This window comes from Streptomyces sp. NBC_01515, assembly GCF_045040345.1.
Classification (GTDB): Bacteria; Actinomycetota; Actinomycetes; order Streptomycetales; family Streptomycetaceae; genus Streptomyces.
This window is the reverse complement of the sequence record NZ_CP109416.1, coordinates 5,796,381-5,818,568: the sequence shown is the minus strand read 5'-3', so window position 1 is coordinate 5,818,568 and position 22,188 is coordinate 5,796,381. Positions and strand designations below refer to the sequence as shown.

The following is a 22,188-nucleotide window of genomic DNA, read 5'->3' as shown; positions in this document are numbered from 1 at the left end:
CGAGGCGGCAAGATCGACGCAATCAGCGTCACACCGGGTGGGCGCTCCGGCACTCCGGGTTCGGCCATGCGGAAACGGTCGATCACCCTTCGAGGGGGGGCACCACAGTGCTGAGGTGTACGAGTGCGAGAGAATGGCGGCATGGAGATGCCGAGGAACGAAAGGTCACCGGAGAAGCCTCAGATCCTGGTCGTGGGACAGGACGGGATGGCGCTGGGTGGCACCGGGGACGAGGACTCCCGCGAGATCCCGGTGACGGAGATGGTGGAACAGCCGGCCAAGGTCATGCGGATCGGCAGCATGATCAAGCAGCTTCTTGAGGAGGTGCGTGCGGCTCCCCTCGACGAAGCCAGCCGGGCCCGGCTCAAGGAGATCCACCGCAGCTCCGTGAAGGAGCTGGAGGACGGTCTGGCGCCGGAGCTGGTGGAGGAGCTGGAGCGGCTGTCGCTGCCGTTCGCGGACGACGTGACGCCGAGCGACGCGGAACTGCGCATCTCGCAGGCCCAGTTGGTGGGCTGGCTGGAGGGGCTCTTCCACGGGATCCAGACCACGTTGTTCGCCCAGCAGATGGCCGCGCGGGCGCAGCTGGAGCAGATGCGCCGGGCGCTGCCGCCGGGCAGCGGCGACGGCGCCGAGGAGGGTCAGCCGGGCGGCGGTCGCGTGGGCGGCCCGTACCTGTAGGACTCCGACCCGTACCTGTAGGACTCCCGACCCCTACCTGTAGGACGACCCCCGACCCGCACACGAGCCCGTACCGACACGACAAAGGGGCCCGGCAGCCGATGCTGCCGGGCCCCTCCACATCACCGGGGTCGCGACGGGTCGCTCTCCGACGTCAGGACGGGTTGCCCGTGGACACGCCCAGCTGGATCTGGGGCATGTCCTTGGGGTCCACGTCCGTGCCGGCCGCCGGGAACTGGTCCATGACCGTGCCCTGGCCGTACGTGTTCTCGTCCTCGGACTTGATCTTCACCTTCCAGCCCGCGGCCTGCAGGCAGGTCTTGACCGAGCTGACGTATTTGAACTGGAAGTCCGGGACCTGGATCTTGCTGGGGTCGTTGTACGACTCCTCGGGCTCCGTGCACGCGGTCGTCGCGATCGTCTTCGACGTGTCGCCGTCACGGTGGCCCTCGACCGCCGTCACCGAGGTGCTCGCGCTCGCGCTGCCGCCGCCCTTCGCGTCGCCGTCGCTGCCGTTGTTCATCGACAGGGCGACGATCAGCGCGCCGACCGCGACGACGGCTACGACCGCGGAGCCGATGATCACCGGCTTGTTGCTCCTGCCGCCGCCTCCCCCGGAGGCCGGCGTCGGGTGCTGCGGGGTCAGGTTGTACGGCGGCGGGGTCGAGATGCCCTGCTGCCCGAACCCGACCGAGTGCTGCGGCTGGTAGCCCGCCTGCGGCGGATAGCCGTAGGCCGGGGCGGGCGCGGGCGTGCCGCCGTAGGGACCCGGCTGGTACGGCGTGTGGACGGGGCCGGTGGGGGCCGGGGCCGTCTGGTCGACCGGCGGGAAGACCGCGGAGCCGACGCCCGCGCCGCTCTGTGCGGGCGCGCCCGGCACGATGCTCGGGGCGGCGGCGTGCAGCGAGGCGGCGACCCGCAGGCACTCGTCGCGCATGGCCTCGGCGTTCGGGAAGCGCTCGTTCGGGTTCTTCTTCAGCGCGCGGGTGATCAGCGCGTCCACGGCCGGCGGCAGGGAACGGTTGATCGAGGAGGCCGCGACCGGCTCCTCCTGCACATGCGCGTACGCGATGGCCAGCGGCGAGTCCGCGTCGAACGGCAGCCGCCCGGTGACCAGTTGGAACAGCATGATGCCGACCGAGTACAGGTCGCTGCGCGCGTCCACGCCCCGGCCGAGCGCCTGCTCCGGCGAGAGGTACTGCGGGGTGCCGACGACCATGCCGGTCTGCGTCATCGAGGTGACACCGGACTGCATGGCGCGGGCGATGCCGAAGTCCATCACCTTGACGACCCCGCGCTTGGTCATCATCACGTTGCCCGGCTTGATGTCCCGGTGGACCAGGCCCATCTCGTGGCTGATGTCCAGCGCGGCCAGCACGTCCGCGGTGATCTTCAGCGCCTTGTCGGCGGGCATCGCGCCGAACTGCCGTACGTCCTCGTCGAGTACGGAGCCGAGCGGGCGGCCCTCGACGTACTCCATGACGATGTACGGCATCGTCGTGCCGTCGAGGGCGTCCTCGCCGGTGTCGAAGACCGAGACGATGTTGGTGTGGGTGAGCTTGGCCACGGCCTGGGCCTCGCGGCGGAAGCGCTCGCGGAAGGCCTGTTCCCGGCCGAGTTCGGTGTGGAGTGTCTTGATCGCGACCTGGCGGTCGAGCACCGAGTCGTACGCCAGGTGCACCGAGGCCATGCCGCCCTCGCCGAGCAGGTCGCGCAGTTGATAGCGGCCACCTGCGAGCGCGCGCCCCGCGTAGCGGCCCTGTGCGCCGTCCTGGCTCATGTCCCGTGTCCCCCATCGGCGCCGGCTCAGTGATCGAAAGTGCCATTCCCGGCCAAGTCTGCCGGAGGGCACTGACACGTCAAGCGCGGTGCCCGATCCGTGACCGTACGCGAAAGAAGAGTCGTGGAAGCGTTACAGGTGCTGTACCGGCGGTACACAGAATTTGCACGACGCCCCGTGATACCGATTTGATGGCCGGTCCGTCTCCGGACGATTCCGGCACTGATCCCGGACCGGAGGCTTGCGCCGAGCCTGTAGCGTGGCCGACGGAGACCGTAACAACACCGCGCGCACCGCGGGCAGAAACGACGGCGAGGACTGATGGCACAGCAGCACGCTCAGGGCCCGTCCGACCCCGAGGCGGCTGGCGGCGGAATGTCGGACGCACCGGAGTTGTGGGGTAACGGCGGACTGGTCGGCGACGGCCGGTACCGGCTCACCCACAGACTGGGCCGGGGCGGTATGGCCGAGGTTTTCGCGGCCGAGGACGTACGGCTCGGGCGCACGGTCGCCGTCAAGCTGCTCCGCTCGGACCTGGCCGAGGACCCGACGTCCAAGGCGCGCTTCACGCGCGAGGCCCAGTCGGTGGCCGGCCTCAACCACCACGCGATCGTCGCCGTGTACGACTCCGGCGAGGACTACGTGGGCGGCATGTCCGTGCCGTACATCGTCATGGAGATCGTCGAGGGCCGCACGATCCGCGACCTCCTCCTGAACGCCGAGGCGCCCGGGCCCGAGCAGGCCCTGATCATCGTCTCCGGCGTCCTGGAGGCGCTCGCCTACTCGCACCAGCACGGCATCGTGCACCGCGACATCAAGCCCGCGAACGTGATCATCACGCACAACGGCGCCGTCAAGGTCATGGACTTCGGCATCGCGCGCGCCCTGCACGGGGCGTCCACGACGATGACGCAGACCGGCATGGTCATGGGCACGCCCCAGTACCTCTCCCCGGAGCAGGCGCTCGGCAAGGCCGTCGACCACCGCTCCGACCTGTACGCGACGGGCTGCCTCCTCTACGAACTCCTCGCGCTGCGGCCCCCGTTCACCGGCGAGACCCCGCTGTCGGTGGTCTACCAGCACGTCCAGGACATCCCGGTCCCGCCGTCCCAGACCTCGAACGGCGTCTGCCCGCCGGAACTCGACGGCCTCGTCATGCGCTCCCTCGCGAAGGACCCGGACGACCGTTTCCAGACGGCCGAGGAGATGCGCGGGCTCGTCCAGTACGGCCTGCAGATGCTCTACGACCAGGGCGGCCACACCGGCACCTGGAACACCGGCCCGGTGACCGTGGCCAACGGGCAGGGGACCCCGCCCGGCGGCTTCGCCGGTACGACCGTGATGCCCCAGGACTCCTCCGGCACCACGCAGATCCCGCAGCCGATCCTGCCCGGCGGCTACGGCAACGGCGACGACGGCGGCTTCGAGGGGCACGGCAACCAGGGCAGCGGCCGGGGCAAGCTGTGGATCCTCGCGGTGCTCGCGGTGATCGCCATCGCGGCGGGTGTCGCGCTGGCGCTGAACAACACCGGTAGCGGCAGCGGCGGTTCGGGCACCACCCAGTCGCCGACCACCTCGCAGACCGCGACCGACGACACGGCCACCGAGACGCCGAGCGACGACGCGACCGCCTCGCCGTCCGACACGGACACGGACGACAGCGGCACGACCTCCGGTTCGCAGTACACGCCGACGTCGAAGCCCTCGTACACCCCGTCCGAGACGGCCACCGAGAAGCCTTCGAGCACCCCGTCCGCGACGGTCTCCGAGGAGCCGTCGGACACCCCGTCCACGACGACCTCGGCGGACCCGACGGAATCGGGCGGCACCGGTGACGACGGGGGCGACGACGGCGGCGCCGTCGCAGGCACCCTCGGCGGCGGCTGACCCGGCCCGGATCACCGGCACCGAAGCACTTACGCGCGCGTGCGCCCCGTAACAGGGGTCCACGCGCGCGTGCTGTTTTTCGCTGCCCTAAGAGGCGCCCTCCGCTTTCCGCTGCCTTAGGGGGCGCCCTCCGCGAACGCCTCGCACACCGTGTCGTACTCCCGCGTCCACCACACGGCGAGCGCCGACGCGGCCGGGAACTGGGGGTCCGCGCGAGTGTCGCCCCGCTCGTAGTGCCAGCGCAGCATCCAGAAGTCGTTGAGCCGCTCCCACCACACCCGGTGCACGGCGGCGGCCAGTTCGGCGGGGCCGGCGCCCGCCGAACGCCGGTAGGCGTGCGCGTACGCCCGCACCTTCGGCAGGTCCAGGGCCCCGTCGGGCCGTACGAAGAAGATCGCGGCGGCGCGTACGGCCTCCTCCGCGCGGGGCTGGACGCCGAGGCGGTCCCAGTCGACGATCGCGGCGGGGGCGTCGCCCTTGTAGAGCAGGTTGAACGGGTGGAAGTCCCCGTGCACCCACCCCACGGAGGCCCCGCGCGGCGGCCGTCGGTCCGCGTGCCGCTCCAGCAGCTCCCGGCGTTCCAGCAGCCGGTGGCGGGCCAGTTCGTCGAAGGCGTCGGCGGGCCGGTGCCGGCGGACGTGCCCGAGGAGGTCGTCGATGAGGGCGAAGGTGTCGGCGGGGTCGGCGCCCGGCGCGCACTCCTCCCGGCGCCCCGGCATGACCCGCTCCAGGCTCGCGTGGACGACCCCCAGGAGCGCGCCGAGGCGTCCGCACTGGCCGGTGGTCAACTGGCCGCCGTGGCGGTGCCTGCCGTCGATCCAGGGGTGCAGGGCGTAGGCGTGCCCGCCGACGACGGCCACCGTACGGCCGTCGCGGGCGGGCAGTGGGGGAGCCACGGGAACGCCGAGGTCGGCCAGCCGCCGGGTCGCGGTGTGCTGGCGGGCGATCGCCGCCGGGTCCGCGGTCTCGGGGTCGAAGTGGTGCTTGAGGAAGTAGCGGCCCCGGGTGGTGCGGAGCCGGTAGCCGCGGTTCAGCAGGCCCTGCTCGACGGGTTCGCAGGCGACGGCGGACCCGGCGGCGTACTGGCGGAGGAGGGCGCCCAGCGGGGGCGCGTGGGGCACGGGGGGTGGTACACGTAAGGGCGGCACGCGGCCGATGCTAGGGCACGGGGTGGGCCCTTGAGCTGCGGTTTGTCACAGCAAGTCACCGCTCGGTCGTCGATGGTCGCTTTCGGTCACAGGGTGGGCTTGAAGTGCCGTTCCGGACCGCCGTCCGCCGAGTGCACGGTGCTCAACTGGGGCTCGATGCGCAGATAGACCGGCTCGTACGACTCCCCGTCCACCGTGGCCGGGACGGGGCCGAAACGTTCGACCTGGTCGGCCGTCGGATCGTAGCTCTCGCACGCGCCCACGACCTGCACGGACCACAGACCCTCGCCCGGCCCGGCCGAGCCCAGGTTGTCCGCTCCGTAGGCGACGACGCTGCCCACGCACGCGTGGTGGTAGCCGTGACTCCGGGGCATGCGCAGCAGCAGCCGCCCGTCCTGCACGATGTGGCTGGCGAAGGCCAGGAAGGGCAGCGCCCGGAGGGTGGTGGCGACCCTGCCGTGATCGGTGCGGGAGAGCAGGTCGACGGCGAGTTGTTCGGCGCCGGGTGGTGCGTCGAGGGACATAGGAACACTGTCGGCCGGACCGCATGCCCAGGGGAGGGGTCTTTGGTCCCTAATGACGCTGCTGCTCGACCTGTCTCCGCGCCACATAGGCCGCCGCCTGCGAGCGCCGCTCCATGCCGAGTTTGGAAAGCAGACTCGACACGTAGTTCTTGATGGTCTTCTCCGCGAGGTGCAGCCGCTCGCCGATCGCCCGGTTGGTGAGCCCCTCCCCGATCAGGTCCAGGATCCTGCGCTCCTGGTCGGTGAGGGACTCATACTTCTCGTCCTGCTGCGGGCCGCCGTTGCGCAGCCGCTCCAGCACCCGGGCCGTCGCCACCGGGTCGAGCAGTGACTTGCCGGCCGCGACGTCCCGTACGGCACTCAGCAGTTCGTTCCCCCGGATGGCCTTCAGGACGTACCCGGAGGCGCCCGCCATGATCGCGTCGAAGAGGGCCTCGTCGTCCGAGAAGGAGGTCAGCATCAGGCACTTCACGGACTCGTCCCGCGCGCGGATCTCGCGGCACACCTCGACCCCGCTGCCGTCCGGGAGCCGTACGTCGAGAATCGCCACATCGGGGCGCACGGCCGGGATCCGCACCAGCGCGTCGGCCGCCGTACCGGCCTCGCCCACCACCTCGATGTCGGCCTCGACCGAGAGCATCTCGTGGACACCCCGGCGGACCACTTCGTGGTCATCGAGGAGAAATACGCTGATTTTTCCGTCTCCGGGCACGCGGTAAGTCTCACATACGGGCTCTTCCCGTGCCCGAGGTGAGCGGGATAACGTGCCGTTGTTCCGGCCCCCTGCAAGGCTGTGACCAGGACTTGTTCCCGACTTTCGCGATTTACTTGGAAATCCAAGCAAAATCGCAGGTCAGGAGGGGTTTCACAGAATTGTGGAGCACTGGGTAACGTGCCTTCTGCAGGGCGCTCGCCGGGGCACCTGTCACGCCTGTTCCCGACGAACCGCACCCACCCTGTGCGTCCGTGGGGCGCAGGTGAGCCGCACTGGCACCCGGCGAACCCGGGGAGCCGGACCGACGGAGGAGCACACGTGACCGTGGAGAGCACTGCCCCGCGCAAGCCGCGACGCAGCGCCGGAAGCAAGGCCAAGGGCGCCGACCCGGACCTCGTCCAGCTGCTGACGCCCGAGGGCAAGCGAGTCAAGAACGCCAAGACCGCCCCGTACGACAAGTACGTCGCCGGCATCACCCCCGATGAGCTCCGCGGCCTGTACCGCGACATGGTGCTCACCCGCCGCTTCGACGCCGAGGCCACCGCCCTGCAGCGCCAGGGCGAGCTGGGCCTGTGGGCCTCGCTGCTCGGCCAGGAGGCCGCCCAGATCGGCTCCGGGCGGGCCACCCGGGAGGACGACTACGTCTTCCCGACCTACCGCGAGCACGGCGTCGCCTGGTGCCGCGGGGTCGACCCGACCAACCTGCTCGGCATGTTCCGGGGCGTCAACCACGGCGGCTGGGACCCGAACACGAACAACTTCCACCTGTACACGATCGTCATCGGCTCGCAGACCCTGCACGCCACGGGCTACGCGATGGGCGTGACCATGGACGGCGCCGACAGCGCCGTGATCGCGTACTTCGGGGACGGCGCCTCCAGCCAGGGCGACGTCGCCGAGTCGTTCACCTTCTCCGCGGTCTACAACGCGCCGGTCGTGTTCTTCTGCCAGAACAACCAGTGGGCCATCTCCGAGCCCACCGAGAAGCAGACCCGCGTCCCGCTCTACCAGCGCGCGCAGGGCTACGGCTTCCCGGGCGTCCGCGTCGACGGCAACGACGTGCTGGCCTGCCTCGCGGTCACCAAGTGGGCACTGGAGCGGGCCCGCAACGGCGAGGGCCCGACGCTCGTCGAGGCGTACACGTACCGCATGGGCGCGCACACCACCTCCGACGACCCGACCAAGTACCGGGCCGACGAGGAGCGCGAGTCCTGGGAGGCGAAGGACCCGATCCTGCGTCTGCGCACGTACCTCGAAGCCGCGCGTCACGCGGATGAGGGATTTTTCGCGGAACTCGAAACAGAGAGCGAAGCGTTGGGCAGACGAGTGCGCGAAGCGGTCCGTGCCATGCCGGACCCGGACCGGTTCGCCATCTTCGAGCACGTGTACGCGGACGGGCACGCGCTCGTCGACGAGGAGAGGGCCCAGTTCGCCGCCTACCAGGCGTCGTTCGCGGACGAAGAGGGGGGTAAGTGACATGGCGGCACAGAATGCGACACAGGCGACGACGTTCAAGAACCTGCCGCTGGCCAAGGCGATCAACGAATCGCTGCGCGCCGCCCTGGAGTCCGACCCCAAGGTCCTCATCATGGGCGAGGACGTCGGCAAGCTCGGCGGCGTCTTCCGCGTCACGGACGGCCTCCAGAAGGACTTCGGCGAGCGCAGGGTGGTAGACACTCCGCTGGCCGAATCAGGAATTGTCGGCACAGCTATCGGCCTGGCCCTCCGCGGCTACCGCCCGGTCGTGGAGATCCAGTTCGACGGCTTCGTCTTCCCGGCCTACGACCAGATCGTCACCCAGCTCGCCAAGATGCACGCCCGCTCCCTGGGCAAGGTCAAGCTCCCGGTCGTCATTCGCATCCCCTACGGCGGCGGCATCGGCGCGGTGGAACACCACTCGGAGTCCCCCGAGGCGCTGTTCGCGCACGTGCCGGGCCTGAAGATCGTCAGCCCGTCGAACTCGTCGGACGCCTACTGGATGATGCAGCAGGCCATCCAGAGCGACGACCCGGTGATCTTCTTCGAGCCGAAACGCCGCTACTGGGACAAGGGCGACGTCAACAGCGAGGCGATCCCCGACCCCCTCCACAAGGCCCGCGTGGTCCGCGAGGGCACGGACCTCACCCTCGCCGCCTACGGCCCGATGGTGAAGCTCTGCCAGGAGGCCGCCGACGCGGCCGCCGAGGAGGGCAGGTCCCTGGAGATCCTCGACCTGCGCTCGGTGTCCCCGCTGGACTTCGACGCGATCCAGACCTCGGTGGAGAAGACCCGCCGCCTGGTCGTGGTCCACGAGGCCCCGGTGTTCTTCGGCTCCGGCGGCGAGATCGCGGCCCGCATCACGGAGCGCTGCTTCTACCACCTGGAGGCCCCGGTGCTGCGCGTGGGCGGCTATCACGCCCCGTACCCGCCGGCCCGCCTGGAGGAGGAGTACCTGCCGAGCCTGGACCGGGTGCTCGACGCCGTCGACCGCGCTCTGGCGTACTGAGGAGAGGGCCGTGACGACGATGACAGAAGCGTCCGTACGCGAGTTCAAGATGCCGGACGTGGGCGAGGGCCTCACCGAGGCCGAGATCCTCAAGTGGTACGTCCAGGTCGGCGACACCGTCACCGACGGCCAGGTCGTCTGCGAGGTGGAGACGGCGAAGGCCGCGGTGGAACTGCCCATCCCGTACGACGGGGTGGTGCGCGAACTCCGCTTCCCGGAGGGGACGACGGTGGACGTGGGGACGTCCATCATCGCGGTGGACGTGTCCGGGGGCGGGGCGGCTCCTGTGGAGACCCCGGCCGCTCCCGTGCAGGAGGCAGCGAAGCCCGCGGCTCCGGCCCGCACACCGGTCCTGGTGGGCTACGGCGTCTCCACGTCCGCCACGAAGCGCCGCCCCCGCAAGGGCGCGGAGATCCCGGCCCAGGAGGCGTCGGCGGCGGTCCAGGCCGAGCTGAACGGCCACGTGCCGGAAGCAGTGGTGACATCCCGCCCCCTCGCCAAGCCGCCGGTGCGCAAGCTGGCGAAGGACCTGGGCGTCGACCTGGCGACGGTGACCCCGTCGGGCCGGGACGGCGTGATCACCCGCGAGGACGTGCACGCGGCGGTGGCACCGGCCCCGGTGCAGGCGCAGACGCAGGCGCAGGCGCCTGAGCGGGTAGCGGCTCCGGCGCCCTCCCTGCCTGTCGCGGACTCGACGCGGGAGACTCGAATCCCGGTCAAGGGCGTCCGCAAGGCGACGGCGGCGGCGATGGTCGGTTCGGCGTTCACGGCACCGCATGTCACGGAGTTCGTGACGGTGGACGTGACGAGGACGATGAAACTGGTCGAGGAGCTGAAGCAGGACAAGGAGATGCAGGGCCTACGGGTCAACCCGCTCCTGCTGATCGCGAAGGCCCTCCTCGTCGCCATCAAGCGCAACCCGGACATCAACGCGTCCTGGGACGAGGCCGCCCAGGAGATCGTCCTCAAGCACTACGTCAACCTCGGCATCGCGGCGGCGACCCCACGCGGCCTGATCGTCCCGAACATCAGGGACGCCCACGCGAAGACACTGCCGCAACTCGCCCAGTCCCTGGGTGAGTTGGTATCGACGGCGAGAGACGGCAAGACGTCCCCGGCGGCGATGCAGGGCGGCACGGTCACCATCACCAACGTCGGCGTCTTCGGCATCGACACCGGCACACCGATCCTCAACCCCGGCGAGTCCGCGATCCTCGCGGTCGGCACGATCAAACTCCAACCCTGGGTCCACAAGGGCAAGGTGAAGCCCCGTCAGGTGACGACGCTGGCCCTGTCCTTCGATCACCGGTTGGTGGACGGGGAGTTGGGGTCGAAGGTGCTGGCTGATGTGGCGGCGATTCTGGAGCAGCCGAAGAGGCTGATCACCTGGGGGTAGTGGCTGCTGCCTTCATGGGCCGCGCGTCTCTGTGAGTGGGGGCGCGCGGCTCAGCTCTGGTCTGCCGGGGTCCCGTAGTCGGCGCGCGGCGTGGTCAGCCGGTCGGCGACCAGCGCGAGCCAGCCGCTCGGTGAGTACGGCGTCGGCGGATCGACCTCCATGCCCAACTCGGCGACGGCGAGGGCGTAGTCGGACTCGTCGATGTCCAGGGCGAGCAGTTCGTGCAGCTCGCCGGTGAGGCGGGCGACGAGGTGCGGGTCGGTCGAGGTGCGGTAGTCGTCGGTCGCCGCGTCGTGGTCGTCGAACTCGTCCGGCATGTCCTGGGAGAACCAGCCGCCGAGGAACTGACCGAGTTCCGGGAAGCGGGCGTGCCACTCCCAGTGGGTGGCGGGGGTGGCCGGGGGTGGGACCTCGCCCTCCCCGACGCTGTGCTTGACGTGATCGGCGAGGCAGTACAGCCACTGCTGGATCTCGGCCTCGGGGAGCCCCACGTCCGGGATGGCGTAGAACTCGCCGAGCCGCAGGCGCAGTCGGCCCGGCGGATTGTCGGCGTACTCCCGTAGCTGCCGCTCCGCGACGGCGAGGGCCCACGGTCGGCTGTGCCAGGTGTGGCGGAGGTAGGCGACCAGTGCCTCGCTCGGCTTGTCCGGGGTGTCGTCGGCCGGCTGCCCGGCGTAGGCGCGGATCACCTGGTCCAACTCGCCGTAGCGGCGGTCGTGTTCGAGGGGGCTCAGGGGCACGGGATCAGCCTCTACGGATCGGGTCGCTACGGGTGGGTCGGTTACGGCTACGGGCTACAGGTAGACGGGGAACGTGGCGTGGACGGCGAAGCCGTGCGGTCGGGATTCGTCCCGCTTCAGGATCACGCGGGCCGCGTGGACATCGACGGGGTCTCGCCCGGCCAGCATCATCGCCTGGAGCAGGACTCGTCCGACCGGCTCGGGGCGGGAGGGCCACGTCGCCTCGATGGTCAGGCGGGGGCGGGTGGACTGGGCGAGCCAGCGGTGGATGACCTGTTCGCTGGCGGTGACGGTCTGTTGGGTGGCCCATTGGGCGGTTTCTCGGTCGGGGTAGGTGGCGGTGCGGGTACGCATTCGTTGCTCACTCTCAGTCTTCACGGCCTGCACATCGCGACGCCAGTCCTCATGGTTTCGGGGGTGGCCAGGAGTGTCTAGTCATCCTCGAAACGCCAGAGAACCAGGACATTCTCGTCAGAAACTCCGATAAGGCAGACGTCGATTGTTGTGTCGGCAAGCGAGTTGACGTGAAACGACGACACCAGAAAATCGGCCTGGTCACCATCTTCCGCGTGCCCGTGATTGGTGAAGAACCGGGCGTTTTTCCCGGCGGTTGCCAAGGTTTCGCGCAAGCATTCGTCCCGCTCCGTGTCCAATGTCCGGAGGGATTCACTGGGACCGTACAGAAGGGATCCGCCAGAAATCAGTCTGGCCAGATCGAGAGCTCCCTCATGTGAAACTTCCAAAAGGCTGTCGCGCAATGTCGTGCGGTCAACAATTCGGAGTGCATGGGTTCCGTGAACCATTTCTACGACAGTTTCATTCCATTCCGTTTCCCCGCGGGAATTGATTGCAGCAAAGGATTGACGCTCGTCGAAATACCTTTGCAGACACCCGGGCAGGTCCGGATTATTCCTCGTCACAGATCCTCCCATGGTTGGCTTATGGAAGCGTCGGCATGGATGTGTAGGCTACATAGGGTGGGTGGAGGCCATTCTTGTATTTGAGTACGACCTTCACGGTATGTGTATCCTGCGCGGCACTTGCGTGCGGGTTGCCAGCTGTAATCGTACGCCCGGTCACGGAATTGTACTCGACCGGATCAAGGGTCAAAATAGAGGCATCGGAGCGTGGCCTGGAAATCCACCTCTCGATCTTCGCCTTATTGTTCACGCCTTCGTTTTGCTGCCCTGAATTTGCAGGTGGCCCGATATATTCCATCGCGTTCTGTGTGTATTTCTGGGCAGCGGGAAGGTTAGAGAAAGTGGAGGCAGCGTCGATCGTCGGCTGATCTCTGAGCCGCTGCGCGAGCTGCTCATCGGTCTTACCCACGTGCTTGTCGATGATGTGACTTCCGTGTATTCCTTCTTGATTCGCCAGGTCGAGCGGGTATGCATGATTGGCTTCGCTGTCCCCTGGCACTGTATACAGAGGATTTCCCTTGAAGCCTGTCAACGCCCGCGCGCCGAACGCCTCAGCTCTGGCCGTCTCGGCATTGAAGGTCGGTGTGCTCGTGTATGCCTCGTCCAGTGCCGGCAGTAACGCTTTTATTTCGCCGGCCTGTCGATGAATGCGGTTCTCGTAGGCCGACACGGCGTCGTTCAGGGCGCCCTCGTCGATGTTCAGCACGATCCCGACGGAGACGTCCGCGACCAAGCCCTTTCCTGTTTCCCACAGCCCTTTCAGTAGACTCTTCGCGTCCGTGACGTCTATATCTCTGGGGTCGAGTTGCTTGATACTGTCGACAACGGCTTGGCGGTAAATCCGGTGCAGATCGTCCCGGACGTCCTCGGCGGCCTTTGCGACGTTGTAGATCGCGTCGACCATGGCATCGCACGTGTCGAAGAGAACGGCGAAGACGGGATGGCTGCTTCCCCTCTTCTTCGCGTCGTCGTTGGCCCAGTCGTAACCTTCGCGGTTCTGGCCCCAGGCGGACGTCCCCCACAACGTGCTGCAGAACGTCCGCATCGCGTTGTACCAGTCCTGGTCGGTCTGGTCGGTGATGCTGCCGACGAGGCCCGTCAGCGTTCCGTCCACCATGCCGAGCGTGGTCTGCGGCATGCGCCACGCCTGGGAGATTGAGTACAGGCGCAGATGATTGGGCAACGGGAGGATCGTCGCCGCTTTGCCCCAACGGCACTCGTGCTCCAACAGGGGCCGCATGACAGCCAGGACCACGGCTTCCAGGCCTTCGAGGGCCTCCTGCATCAGGTCCTGGCCCGCATCGATGTCCCCCCACTTGAAATCGGTGACCGGACCGTACGTGGGGACTTTGTCGATGACATGCGGGTTCGGCCGGTGCGTCGGCTGTCCTGTCGGCGAAGGGTGTGTGGCCGCGTCGGCCGCCGCGTAGCTGTTGGCGGTGGACGTGAAGCCGACAGCGGCTCCTCCCACGCTCACCACGGACTTCGCCCAGACCTCCAGGAAACGCTCGGCGACTTTCAGGTAGGCGGTCGTGAAGTCCTTCATCGCCGTACCCCTCCCGCCGCCGTCCGGGTACCGGGCCAGTTCGTCGAGGAACGACTTGATGCCACGGTCAAGAGGGTCCTGCTGACCTGCTATGCCCGTTGAGACGCCGTACAGGACGGTCGGAGTGACATCGATCTTCCCGGTCCCGGGAGGCGTCGGGGTGCTCATCAGGCGGCTCCCCAGCCGCGCAGCACCGCCCGGTGTGCCGCCGCGTAATTCGCGTGACCGGTGGTGACATACGCGTGCAACCACTTCTGCGCGGCCTGCAGATCCTGCGCCGAGCGGTCCCACTCATCCAGCTTCTCGACGAAGACCTCGCGGGCCTCGCCCTTCCATGACAGGACGACCGGTTCGGCGCGGTCGTAGAGGTCGTCGAGTTTGGTGTTGAGCTGCTTGAGGATGTCCTCCAGCTCGGCGGTGAGGTCGTGGAGTGTGGCGAAGGAGACGGCTATGTGGTCGTCGTCGGCGGAAGCCCCGGTCGACATGATCCCCCTGGATATCGGTCGGTAACTACGGCTGGGCAATGGGCACTTGACGGCTCGCGGGCGGAAGGACCAGAAGGGTCAGAAGGAGTCGAGGCTGCTGCGGGGAGGCGGTGCCGGCGTATCCCCTGCCGTCTCCACGTTGGGCGTCGACAGCTTGTCGACCTCGCTGCCGATGTCGACCTGGATCGTCCGCATGTGCTCCAGCACGTCGATGTCGTTCGCGGAGAAGCCGTCCCGGCTCATCCGCACGGCCTGTTCCAGCAGCTTCATCACTTCGCGGATGCGTACGGCGTCCTCGGTCGCCGCGCGGTGGAACTCGCGGTACGCCGTCGCCGCCGGGCCGCGCCAGCCGGCCTCGACGCGGTCGACGATCGTGTCCATCCGCCTGACCTGCTTGTCGAGGTGGTCCTGCATGTCGTCGAGGTCGCCGGCGAGCTTGGTGAGGTCGGAGGACGTGACGTGCAGGTCGGGGCCACCGCCTCCACCTCGCCCCCCACCTCCGCCCGCACCGATTCCAGGCACTGTCATGCCGTATCCCCGTCCCCGTCTCCGTCACGTCGGCATCACATGTCACTTGCGGTTGCAATGATCCTACGGTCGACAGGGATTTCGGAAGCCTTCAATTCGGTGTGGAGCGGGCTCCGTTGGATTCTTCGGGATGTCCAACTCCGCCCAGACGGTCTTGCCGACGGTGAGCTTCTCCACGGCCCAACGGGCGGCCAGCGTACGGACGATGAGGAGGCCTCGGCCGAACTGGTCCTCGGGGGTGGAGGTTTGGGGGTACGGGAGCCGCTCGCCCCTCGGGTCGGTGACCGCGACCCGCAGGGCGTTGCCGGTGAGGGACGTCTCCACGCGGAACAGGCGGTCCCGCAGGCAGCCGTGGAGTAAGGCGTTCGTACACAACTCGCTTGCCAGCAGGGCCGCGTCGCCGGCGGAGTGGGGGTGTCCCCAGGTGGTGGTGAGGTGGGCGACGTGTCTGCGGGCGCGGGGGATGTTGATCGGGTACGGGGTGTAGGTGACGGCGTCGTAGCGGTCGTAGCGGCGGCGGTCGTGGGGCTTGGGGAGTCCGGGAGGACAGGAGCCGGTCACCGGGGCCCACCTCCTTGTGCGGTGGGGGACGAGGCCAGGTGGGGTGGCTCTGCCGTGCTGTGCCGGGTGCGGGCAGCGCGGTGCGCTTCCGCCAACTGGTGTCGCTGGGTGGGCGATTCGGTACTGACGGTAGCGGTGGGGGACATTGGCCAGCAAGTGTGAGGCCATAAATTTCTACTCGAACTTGCTTGCTCGCAGTGCGACGACGGCACAGACTGTGACCAACTCGTCGGGGGGGAGCGCGAGATGGCAGGTCGGAACCCTGATCGCGGGGTGTCAGTGTCGACCGTGCTTGCGCGGCGGCTGGGCGGTGAACTGCTGCGCATGCGTGAGATGTGGGGGCTGCGTCAGGCGCATGCCGCCGAGGCGCTGTCGGCGTCGGTGGCCAAGGTCGCGAAGATGGAGCGCGGGCTGGTGCCGATCCGCGATCCGGATATCCGAGCGCTCTGTCACCTTTACGGCGAGACAGCCGAACCGGTCATCGCGCGGCTGCTGACCCTCGCGAGGACGGACCGTGAGAGACGCAAGGCCCGTGGTTGGTGGAACCAGTACCCGCAGCTTTCCGCGATGGTCGAGTACGTGGCGCTGGAAGACATCGCCACCAACATCCGGACATGGCAACTGGCCGTAGTTCCGGGGCTGTTGCAGACAACGGACTACGCGCGGGCACTCGCGGTCGGCAACGGCCACTGGGAGGACCCGGACGAGATCGAGCCGTTCGTCGACTCCCGAATGGCACGACAGGCTCGGCTGCACGGAGAGGCCCCGCTGGAACTGTGGGCGGTCGTGCACGAGGCCGCCCTGCGTCAACTCGTCGGCGGGCGCGAGGTCATGCGAGCCCAGCTGGGGCATCTGCTGGACATGGCGCGCCGACCGAACGTGAAGCTCCAGGTGCTGCCCTACCTGGCCGGTGCGCATCCGGGTATGACGAGCGCCTTCACCATCGTGTCGTTCGCCGAGCCGGGTGCACTGGACGTGGTTCACGTGGATACCACCTCGTCGACCGTCTGGCTCGAGAGCGATACTGATGCCGACCACCACAACGGGCTCTTCGACCGGATCACGCGGCTGGGCCTCGCGGGGCAGAACTCGGTCAGACTGATCGACGCGATCCTGAAGGAGACGTAGCCGGCGTGCCCGCATTCGAGTTCGTCAAGTCCAGCTACAGCGGCGGAAATGCCGGTCAGGAATGCGTCGAAGTCGCCCGCAACATCACGAGCACGGTGGCCGTCCGTGACTCGAAGGACATGCACGGCCCGATACTTCGGCTCAACCCCAACGCATGGGCAACATTCACCAGGGAGCTGTGAACCATGCACTACTTCGAGTTCAGCAAGTCCACGTACAGCAGCGGCGACGCTCACGGCGAGTGCGTCGAGGTCGCCCGCGACATCCCCGGCACCGTTGCCGTCCGCGACTCCAAGCGCGTGGACGGACCCATACTCCAGATCACCCCCTCGGCCTGGACGGCGTTCGCAGCACACGCGGGTGACCACCAAGGGTGAGCGATTTCGACGGCCTCACGTGGAGCCAGGCCGAACAGCGCGCCGCACAAGGGGACGCGGCCTGTATGCGTGAGCTGGGCGAGCAGCTGGCCGACCGGCATGCGGAAGCCGTACGGCAGGTGCGGGAATGTGAGCGCCAACTGGCCCACGTGGTAAGGGTGCTGGCCCTCACCCCCGGCCGCGACAGCTTGGGCCACCTGCTCCAACTCCTCGACGAAAAACGCCCGTCCACAGGGAGCCGCCCCCTGCTGCCCTTCGTCGCCTCACTCCTCGCAGAGCATCATCAGGTCGCCGACCTCGCAGCCACCGTCTTCGAACGTCGCGCGCAGGATCACCTGGACGAACTGCGCGACTGCCTCTTCCACGAGTTGGTGCTCCGCGGCGTGGAGACCGACGCGTTCCCGGCGCTGCGCTCCTGGGTGATCGTCCGACCCGGCTGGCACGCCCTCGCCTGGCTCCCGGTGCACCGCCGTGGCCTTGAGTCCGGCGCCGACTTCCCGACCCGTTCGATCAACGGTTCCTCCTACGGAGTGCCGAGCCAACTGCCCGTCGAGGGCCGCGTGGACCCGCCGACGCCCCGTAAGTCCGAGCGGTTCGCCCTGCGCGACATGGCCACGACGGACGTACACGAGAGCATCGTCGCCGCCGTGCAGGCGGGCGAATGGGGTGACCACGGCGCCTGGGTGTTCCTGCTGGACGAGGCCGTCCCACCCGAGCGGATGCCGGCTCTGCTGCCGACCTTGCCCATGCAGTGCGTCGACGGGCTCGGCCCTACGGATCGCTTCGAGATCGCCGTCCGCCCGTTGGACGCGATCTGGCGACTCCTCTTCGACACGGCGTCGATGGGCGGCATGTTCGACTCGGGTGTGCACGGCGCGTACGGCCGGCTGTGGGCGTGGCGTTCGATCGCCGGGCTGAGCGGTGCTCCGGCGGGCGCGAGTGCGGGGGAGGTGGAGCATCGTGCGCGGCAAAGTACCTGGTTCCACTTCGAGGCCGACACGGACTGGTTCCATGGCGACATCGACTCCGACTACGGCATAGCCGCCCTCTCCCCCGACCGCCGCCGGATCGCGGTGCTGGCGGCGACGGACACCGACTAGAGAGCCAGAGCCAGGCCGGCGAGAGAGCCGTACGACAAAGGGACCCGCCGCTGGCATGCGGCAGGTCCCTCGGTTGCGGACAAGCAAGCTGACTGGATGTCAGCCGATCGTCGCGAAGCCGTAGTTGAGCAGCTTCGTCGCGTCCGTCGAGCGCTGGGTGACCGAGGACGACGCGAGGACCGTGCCGATGACCGTCTTGCCGTTGCGGGTGGCGGCGAAGACGAGGCAGTACTTGGCCTCGGGGCCGGAGCCGGTCTTCACGCCGATCGTGCCGCTGTAGCTGCTGAGCAGGGTGTTCGTGTTGGTCCAGGCAGCCATCGTGCGGGTGCTGCCGGTCTTGGTGACCGTCTTGGCGGTGTACGACTTGGTCTTGACGACCGTCTTGAACGTGGCGTTCTTCATCACGTTGCTGGCGAGCTTCGTCAGGTCGCGCGGCGTCGAGTAGTTGTTGCCGTTGCCGATGCCGTCGAACGAGTCGAACTTGGTGTTCGTCAGGCCGAGCGTCTTCGCCGTCGAGTTCATCTTGCCGATGAACGACTTCACGCGCGCGGCGCGCGTCGAGCCCGCGCCGTACTTGTCGGCCAGCGCGTACGCCGCGTCGCAGCCCGACGGCAGCATCAGGCCGTAGAGGAGCTGGCGGACGGTGACCTTGTCGCCGACGATCAAGTGGGCGGAGGAGGCGGTGTTGGCGACGATGTAGTCGCTGTAGGCCTTCTGGATGGTGACCTTGGCATCGAGGTTGAGGTTCGCCTGCGAGAGGACGACCTTCGCGGTCATGATCTTCGTGGTGGAGCCCGTCGACCGCTTGGTGTCCGCGGCCTTCGTGTAGAGCGACTTGCCGGTGGCGTTGTTCATCACAAAACCGCCCGCGGCCACGATCGTCGGCTTCGCGACGGCGGCCTGTGCGGGTGCCGCGGTCAGGGCGCCGGTCGCGAGCACGGCGCCTGCGGTCACGGTGACCGCGGCGGCTCTGCGGAAGCGGCTGCCCTTGATGCCGGTAATGGCAGTAATCAACTGAGGTACCCCGAATACGTTGAATGCCCCTGAGGAGCGGCCCAGTTGGAGGGGGGAAAGAGAGGGCCGCACGTGTGTGACACGTAAGTAGCACAGAAGGTTGTGCGGTTGCTGGGCCGGGTTCCCCGAATGTGTGAAACGCCCCCGAGAACCGGCCGCGGAAATGCACATCCGTAGACGCGCGCCCGGCGCCCCTTGGTTCCCCTCGGTTCCCCCCGATTCCGTCCGCATCCTGGACGCCCGTCCTCATGTGTACGTGTTGTATCTATGCTGTCCTCATGCCGTCCGCGTCCCCCGCTCCGTCCCTCGCCGCCACCGATTCCGCCCCTCTCGTCGTCAAGCAACCCCCCGCCGCCGACCGCGTCTACACCCACGTCAAACAGGGTGTCCTGGACCGGCGTTACCAAGGCGGAACCCTGCTCACCGAGGGCGAGTTGGCCGAGGCCGTCGGAGTGTCACGGACCCCCGTGCGCGAGGCGCTGCTGCGCCTGGAGGTCGAGGGGCTGATCAGGCTCTACCCGAAGAAGGGCGCCCTGGTCCTGCCCGTCTCCTCGCAGGAGATCGCGGACGTGGTCGAGACCCGGATGCTGGTCGAGCAGCACGCGGTCCGCAAGGTCGTACCGGCGTCGCCGACCCTCATCGCCCGGCTCGAAGAACTCCTCGACCGGCAGAAGGAACAGGCCGCCGCGGGCGACCTGGCCGGCGCCGCCGTCACCGACCGCTGCTTCCACGCCGAGATCGTGCGCAGCGGCGGCAACGAGATCCTCTCCCGCCTCTACGACCAACTCCGCGACCGGCAGCTGCGGATGGGCGTCGCCATCATGCACTCGCACCCCGACCGCATCGCCAAGACGCTCACCGAGCACGCGGCGATCCTCGACGCGCTGCGCACCGGCGATGCCGAGGCGGCCGCCGGGATCGTCCACCAGCACGTCGACTGGTTCTCCCACCTGGCCCGGGGCGAGGTCCGATGAGCAGCAACAGCAGCAACAGCAGTAGTAGCGGCAGTTCCGGTTCCGCCCTCTCCCTTCCCGGTGATCCGCCCGGTGGCCGCCGCGCCCTCGCCGTGTGGGGCATCGGCGTCTCCGTCTACTTCGTCGCCGTCATCTTCCGTACGTCCCTCGGTGTCGCGGGGCTCGACGCGGCCGAGCGGTTCCACGTCAACGCCTCGGCCCTGTCGACGTTCTCGATCCTCCAACTGCTGGTCTACGCGGGCATGCAGATACCCGTCGGCCTCCTCGTCGACAGCCTCGGCACCAAGAAGGTGCTGACCATCGGGGTGGTGCTCTTCACCGCCGGCCAGCTCGGCTTCGCCTTCTCGCCCTCCTACGGCACCGCCCTCGCCTCCCGCGCGCTGCTCGGCTGCGGTGACGCGATGACATTCATCAGCGTGCTGCGCCTCGGCACCCGCTGGTTCCCGGCCCGCCGCGGCCCGATGGTCGCCCAGCTCGCGGGCCTCGCGGGAATGGCCGGAAATCTCGTCTCCACCCTGGTGATCGCGCGCCTGCTGCACGGCATCGGCTGGACGGCCGCCTTCGCGGGCAGCGCGCTCGCAGGCGTCGTAGTCCTCGTCCTGCTTCTTCTGTTCCTGAAGGACCACCCGGAGGGCCACGAACCGGCCCCCTTCCCGCACCGCGGCGCGGCCTACGTCCGCCGTCAGATCGCCGCGTCCTGGCGCGAACCGGGCACCCGCCTCGGCCTCTGGGTGCACTTCACCACCCAGTTCCCGGCGATGGTGTTCCTGCTCCTGTGGGGCCTCCCGTTCCTGGTCCAGGCGCAGGGCCTGTCCCGCGCCACCGCCGGCGAACTCCTCACCCTCGTCGTCCTGTCCAACATGCTCGTCGGCCTCGTCTACGGCCAGATCGTCGCCCGGCACCACACCGCGCGGCTGCCGCTGGCGCTCGGCACGGTCGGCGCCACGGCGCTGGTGTGGGCGGTCACGCTTCTCTACCCCGGTGACCACGCGCCGATGTGGCTGCTGATCGTGCTGTGCACGGTGCTCGGTTCCTGCGGGCCCGCCTCGATGCTCGGCTTCGACTTCGCCCGCCCGGCCAACCCGCCGGAGCGTCAGGGCACCGCCTCCGGAATCACCAACATGGGTGGTTTCGTGGCCTCGATGACGACCCTGTTCCTGGTCGGCGTGCTCCTCGACGCGACCGGCGACAACTACTCGATCGCCTTCTCGGTGATCTTCGTCCTCCAGGCGGTCGGCGTCAGCCAGATCCTCCGGCTACGGCGCCGGGCGGCCCGCCGCGAGAGCGAACGGCTCGTGGCGAGCCGGGTGGAGACGGTCCACGTGCCCGCGTGAACCCGCCCTTTCTCACACCGCTCTCACACGACTTTCTTACGCCGGTACGACGGGTACCAGCGTGAGGTAGGCGATCCCCAACACGCCCCGGTAGCTCATCCATTGGGCCCGGTGCCGGTCGAGGCGCTCGCGGGTCGCGGCGGCAAGCGGATGGTCACCGTGCCCGGCGAGCCACACCTCCGCGTCCGCCTGGTACGCCGACTCGAACTCCTCCCACTCGTCCGCGTTCGCCGTCTCGGTCCACTCGGGACGGAACCCGGCCGCCACCGCGAGATCGACGAGCGTCGCCAGGTCGTAGTGCTCGTCGGCACGAGCCTCCGGCCACATGCCGGCCAACTCGGCCGTCGTAGGCGGACGTTGCCAGAAGCCCTCGCCCAACAGCACACGTCCCCCGTCGTCGACGAGCCGCCGCAACTCCCGCAGGGCTTCGACGGTGTGCCGGGGCGGCTCCGCGGCGCTGAGGGCCTGGCTCGCGCCCAGACACAGCACGAGATCGGCGGGCCCGCGCCCCGTCCCCACGGCCGACTCCTCGACGAACTCGACCCGCTCGGCGAGCCCCCGCGCCTCGGCATCGCGCCGCCCACGGTCGAGATCCCGCGCGTTCACATCGACCCCGACCCCCCGCGCCTCCGGTACGGCGGTCAGGACCCGGAGCATCAACTCGCCCCAGCCGCAGCCGAGGTCGAGCACCGTGCGCGGCCCCGCACCGGCCAGTCGCCGCACGATCCCGGCGGCACGCGCCTCGGAGAGCGGGTTGTGAAAGGCGAGCCGGGTGAGCCGGGGAGGCCCGTCGTCAGGCTGGGTCTTCCGGGTGTTCTGGGTGTTCTGGGGCTTCTCGGTTTCGGACGTCACGTCAGACATGCGG

Annotated in this window: 24 protein-coding genes; 11 read left to right on the top strand and 13 right to left on the bottom strand. The window is 68.7% G+C overall.

Going from position 1 to position 22,188, the window contains the following annotated elements; translation table 11 throughout:
• Nucleotides 1-141: 141 nt before the first annotated feature.
• Nucleotides 142-681, top strand: coding sequence for a bacterial proteasome activator family protein (locus OG407_RS26115; protein WP_327402747.1), 540 nt, complete (start codon nt 142-144; stop codon nt 679-681).
• A gap of 154 nt (nt 682-835) precedes the next feature.
• On the opposite strand, the gene OG407_RS26110 is transcribed toward OG407_RS26115, so the two are convergent.
• Nucleotides 836-2,461 carry a protein kinase domain-containing protein gene (locus tag OG407_RS26110; RefSeq protein WP_405861692.1) on the bottom strand — a complete coding sequence of 542 codons (1,626 nt, stop codon included), beginning with the start codon at nt 2,459-2,461 and terminating at the stop codon, nt 836-838.
• Nucleotides 2,462-2,836: 375 nt separating this feature from the next.
• Between OG407_RS26110 and OG407_RS26105 the strand changes: the two genes are divergently transcribed.
• Entirely contained in the window at nt 2,837-4,348 is a 1,512-nt protein-coding gene (locus OG407_RS26105; protein ID WP_405868601.1) for a protein kinase domain-containing protein, read from the top strand.
• Between the two features lie 116 nt (nt 4,349-4,464).
• Here OG407_RS26105 and OG407_RS26100 read toward each other — a convergent pair whose 3' ends face one another.
• The 3 genes from OG407_RS26100 to OG407_RS26090 form a co-directional block, all read right to left on the bottom strand.
• Nucleotides 4,465-5,469 carry a phosphotransferase gene (locus tag OG407_RS26100; protein WP_405861690.1) on the bottom strand — a complete coding sequence of 335 codons (1,005 nt, stop codon included), beginning with the start codon at nt 5,467-5,469 and terminating at the stop codon, nt 4,465-4,467.
• A gap of 113 nt (nt 5,470-5,582) precedes the next feature.
• Entirely contained in the window at nt 5,583-6,020 is a 438-nt protein-coding gene (locus OG407_RS26095; RefSeq protein WP_405861688.1) for a pyridoxamine 5'-phosphate oxidase family protein, read from the bottom strand.
• 49 nt (nt 6,021-6,069) lie between these two features.
• Nucleotides 6,070-6,732 (bottom strand): response regulator, encoded by a 663-nt coding sequence (locus OG407_RS26090; RefSeq protein ID WP_405861686.1) that lies wholly within the window; start codon nt 6,730-6,732, stop codon nt 6,070-6,072.
• Between the two features lie 321 nt (nt 6,733-7,053).
• On the opposite strand from OG407_RS26090, the gene pdhA reads away from it, so the two are divergent.
• Genes pdhA through OG407_RS26075 form a run of 3 tightly spaced genes read left to right on the top strand, consistent with a single transcriptional unit; the run spans nt 7,054 to nt 10,616 of the window.
• Nucleotides 7,054-8,211: a pyruvate dehydrogenase (acetyl-transferring) E1 component subunit alpha gene (pdhA, locus tag OG407_RS26085; protein ID WP_403589410.1), complete on the top strand. Its 1,158-nt coding sequence runs from the start codon at nt 7,054-7,056 to the stop codon at nt 8,209-8,211.
• 1 nt (nt 8,212) lies between these two features.
• Nucleotides 8,213-9,220 (top strand): alpha-ketoacid dehydrogenase subunit beta, encoded by a 1,008-nt coding sequence (locus OG407_RS26080; RefSeq protein WP_405861684.1) that lies wholly within the window; start codon nt 8,213-8,215, stop codon nt 9,218-9,220.
• Between the two features lie 10 nt (nt 9,221-9,230).
• Nucleotides 9,231-10,616 carry a dihydrolipoamide acetyltransferase family protein gene (locus OG407_RS26075; RefSeq protein WP_405861682.1) on the top strand — a complete coding sequence of 462 codons (1,386 nt, stop codon included), beginning with the start codon at nt 9,231-9,233 and terminating at the stop codon, nt 10,614-10,616.
• A gap of 50 nt (nt 10,617-10,666) precedes the next feature.
• Here the strand turns inward: OG407_RS26075 and OG407_RS26070 are convergent, their stop codons facing one another.
• The 7 genes from OG407_RS26070 to OG407_RS26040 all read right to left on the bottom strand — a co-directional run bounded on the left by OG407_RS26070 (nt 10,667) and on the right by OG407_RS26040 (nt 15,396).
• Nucleotides 10,667-11,356, bottom strand: a complete 690-nt coding sequence (locus OG407_RS26070) for a contact-dependent growth inhibition system immunity protein (RefSeq protein WP_405861680.1) — start codon at nt 11,354-11,356, stop codon at nt 10,667-10,669.
• Nucleotides 11,357-11,410: 54 nt separating this feature from the next.
• Nucleotides 11,411-11,710: an RNase A-like domain-containing protein gene (locus OG407_RS26065; RefSeq protein ID WP_405861678.1), complete on the bottom strand. Its 300-nt coding sequence runs from the start codon at nt 11,708-11,710 to the stop codon at nt 11,411-11,413.
• A 77-nt stretch (nt 11,711-11,787) separates the two neighbouring features.
• Nucleotides 11,788-12,288: a hypothetical protein gene (locus OG407_RS26060; protein WP_366494730.1), complete on the bottom strand. Its 501-nt coding sequence runs from the start codon at nt 12,286-12,288 to the stop codon at nt 11,788-11,790.
• 7 nt (nt 12,289-12,295) lie between these two features.
• Nucleotides 12,296-13,990, bottom strand: a complete 1,695-nt coding sequence (locus OG407_RS26055) for an RNase A-like domain-containing protein (protein ID WP_405861676.1) — start codon at nt 13,988-13,990, stop codon at nt 12,296-12,298.
• The gene (locus tag OG407_RS26050) at nt 13,990-14,307 is read right to left on the bottom strand and encodes a WXG100 family type VII secretion target (RefSeq protein ID WP_405861674.1); all 318 of its coding nucleotides are present in this window, start codon (nt 14,305-14,307) and stop codon (nt 13,990-13,992) included. Before OG407_RS26050 ends, OG407_RS26055 begins: the two co-directional genes overlap by 1 nt.
• Before the next feature lie 78 nt (nt 14,308-14,385).
• Entirely contained in the window at nt 14,386-14,835 is a 450-nt protein-coding gene (locus OG407_RS26045) for a WXG100 family type VII secretion target (RefSeq protein WP_405861672.1), read from the bottom strand.
• Nucleotides 14,836-14,898: 63 nt separating this feature from the next.
• Nucleotides 14,899-15,396, bottom strand: a complete 498-nt coding sequence (locus tag OG407_RS26040; protein ID WP_405861670.1) for an ATP-binding protein — start codon at nt 15,394-15,396, stop codon at nt 14,899-14,901.
• A 246-nt stretch (nt 15,397-15,642) separates the two neighbouring features.
• On the opposite strand from OG407_RS26040, the gene OG407_RS26035 reads away from it, so the two are divergent.
• Genes OG407_RS26035 through OG407_RS26020 form a run of 4 tightly spaced genes read left to right on the top strand, consistent with a single transcriptional unit; the run spans nt 15,643 to nt 18,001 of the window.
• Nucleotides 15,643-16,524, top strand: coding sequence for a helix-turn-helix domain-containing protein (locus OG407_RS26035; protein ID WP_405861668.1), 882 nt, complete (start codon nt 15,643-15,645; stop codon nt 16,522-16,524).
• A 5-nt stretch (nt 16,525-16,529) separates the two neighbouring features.
• A complete protein-coding gene (locus tag OG407_RS26030; RefSeq protein ID WP_405861666.1) occupies nt 16,530-16,706 on the top strand; it encodes a DUF397 domain-containing protein in 177 nt (58 codons plus the stop codon).
• Nucleotides 16,707-16,709: 3 nt separating this feature from the next.
• A complete protein-coding gene (locus OG407_RS26025; protein WP_405861664.1) occupies nt 16,710-16,901 on the top strand; it encodes a DUF397 domain-containing protein in 192 nt (63 codons plus the stop codon).
• Nucleotides 16,898-18,001, top strand: a complete 1,104-nt coding sequence (locus OG407_RS26020; RefSeq protein ID WP_405861662.1) for a DUF6183 family protein — start codon at nt 16,898-16,900, stop codon at nt 17,999-18,001. The genes OG407_RS26025 and OG407_RS26020 overlap by 4 nt, the downstream gene beginning before the upstream one ends.
• A gap of 99 nt (nt 18,002-18,100) precedes the next feature.
• On the opposite strand, the gene OG407_RS26015 is transcribed toward OG407_RS26020, so the two are convergent.
• Nucleotides 18,101-19,015: a D-alanyl-D-alanine carboxypeptidase family protein gene (locus OG407_RS26015; RefSeq protein WP_405861660.1), complete on the bottom strand. Its 915-nt coding sequence runs from the start codon at nt 19,013-19,015 to the stop codon at nt 18,101-18,103.
• A 278-nt stretch (nt 19,016-19,293) separates the two neighbouring features.
• Here OG407_RS26015 and OG407_RS26010 point away from each other — a divergent pair, with 278 nt between their 5' ends.
• Together OG407_RS26010 and OG407_RS26005 are read left to right on the top strand one after the other, a co-directional pair.
• The gene (locus OG407_RS26010; protein WP_405861658.1) at nt 19,294-19,989 is read left to right on the top strand and encodes a GntR family transcriptional regulator; all 696 of its coding nucleotides are present in this window, start codon (nt 19,294-19,296) and stop codon (nt 19,987-19,989) included.
• Entirely contained in the window at nt 19,986-21,323 is a 1,338-nt protein-coding gene (locus OG407_RS26005; RefSeq protein WP_405861656.1) for a nitrate/nitrite transporter, read from the top strand. Before OG407_RS26010 ends, OG407_RS26005 begins: the two co-directional genes overlap by 4 nt.
• Before the next feature lie 36 nt (nt 21,324-21,359).
• Here OG407_RS26005 and OG407_RS26000 read toward each other — a convergent pair whose 3' ends face one another.
• Nucleotides 21,360-22,175 (bottom strand): SAM-dependent methyltransferase, encoded by an 816-nt coding sequence (locus OG407_RS26000; protein WP_405868599.1) that lies wholly within the window; start codon nt 22,173-22,175, stop codon nt 21,360-21,362.
• Nucleotides 22,176-22,188: the final 13 nt, after the last annotated feature.

Excerpts from the sequence above, each read along its gene's own strand:
- OG407_RS26115 (WP_327402747.1), top strand. The coding sequence starts at position 142 with ATGGAGATGCCGAGGAACGAAAGGTCACCGGAGAAGCCTCAGATCCTG.
- OG407_RS26110 (WP_405861692.1), bottom strand. The coding sequence starts at position 2,461 with ATGAGCCAGGACGGCGCACAGGGCCGCTACGCGGGGCGCGCGCTCGCA.
- OG407_RS26105 (WP_405868601.1), top strand. The coding sequence starts at position 2,837 with ATGTCGGACGCACCGGAGTTGTGGGGTAACGGCGGACTGGTCGGCGAC.
- OG407_RS26095 (WP_405861688.1), bottom strand. The coding sequence starts at position 6,020 with ATGTCCCTCGACGCACCACCCGGCGCCGAACAACTCGCCGTCGACCTG.
- OG407_RS26080 (WP_405861684.1), top strand. The coding sequence starts at position 8,213 with ATGGCGGCACAGAATGCGACACAGGCGACGACGTTCAAGAACCTGCCG.
- OG407_RS26065 (WP_405861678.1), bottom strand. The coding sequence starts at position 11,710 with ATGCGTACCCGCACCGCCACCTACCCCGACCGAGAAACCGCCCAATGG.
- OG407_RS26060 (WP_366494730.1), bottom strand. The coding sequence starts at position 12,288 with ATGGGAGGATCTGTGACGAGGAATAATCCGGACCTGCCCGGGTGTCTG.
- OG407_RS26055 (WP_405861676.1), bottom strand. The coding sequence starts at position 13,990 with ATGAGCACCCCGACGCCTCCCGGGACCGGGAAGATCGATGTCACTCCG.
- OG407_RS26050 (WP_405861674.1), bottom strand. The coding sequence starts at position 14,307 with ATGTCGACCGGGGCTTCCGCCGACGACGACCACATAGCCGTCTCCTTC.
- OG407_RS26045 (WP_405861672.1), bottom strand. The coding sequence starts at position 14,835 with ATGACAGTGCCTGGAATCGGTGCGGGCGGAGGTGGGGGGCGAGGTGGA.
- OG407_RS26035 (WP_405861668.1), top strand. The coding sequence starts at position 15,643 with ATGGCAGGTCGGAACCCTGATCGCGGGGTGTCAGTGTCGACCGTGCTT.
- OG407_RS26025 (WP_405861664.1), top strand. The coding sequence starts at position 16,710 with ATGCACTACTTCGAGTTCAGCAAGTCCACGTACAGCAGCGGCGACGCT.
- OG407_RS26010 (WP_405861658.1), top strand. The coding sequence starts at position 19,294 with ATGCCGTCCGCGTCCCCCGCTCCGTCCCTCGCCGCCACCGATTCCGCC.
- OG407_RS26005 (WP_405861656.1), top strand. The coding sequence starts at position 19,986 with ATGAGCAGCAACAGCAGCAACAGCAGTAGTAGCGGCAGTTCCGGTTCC.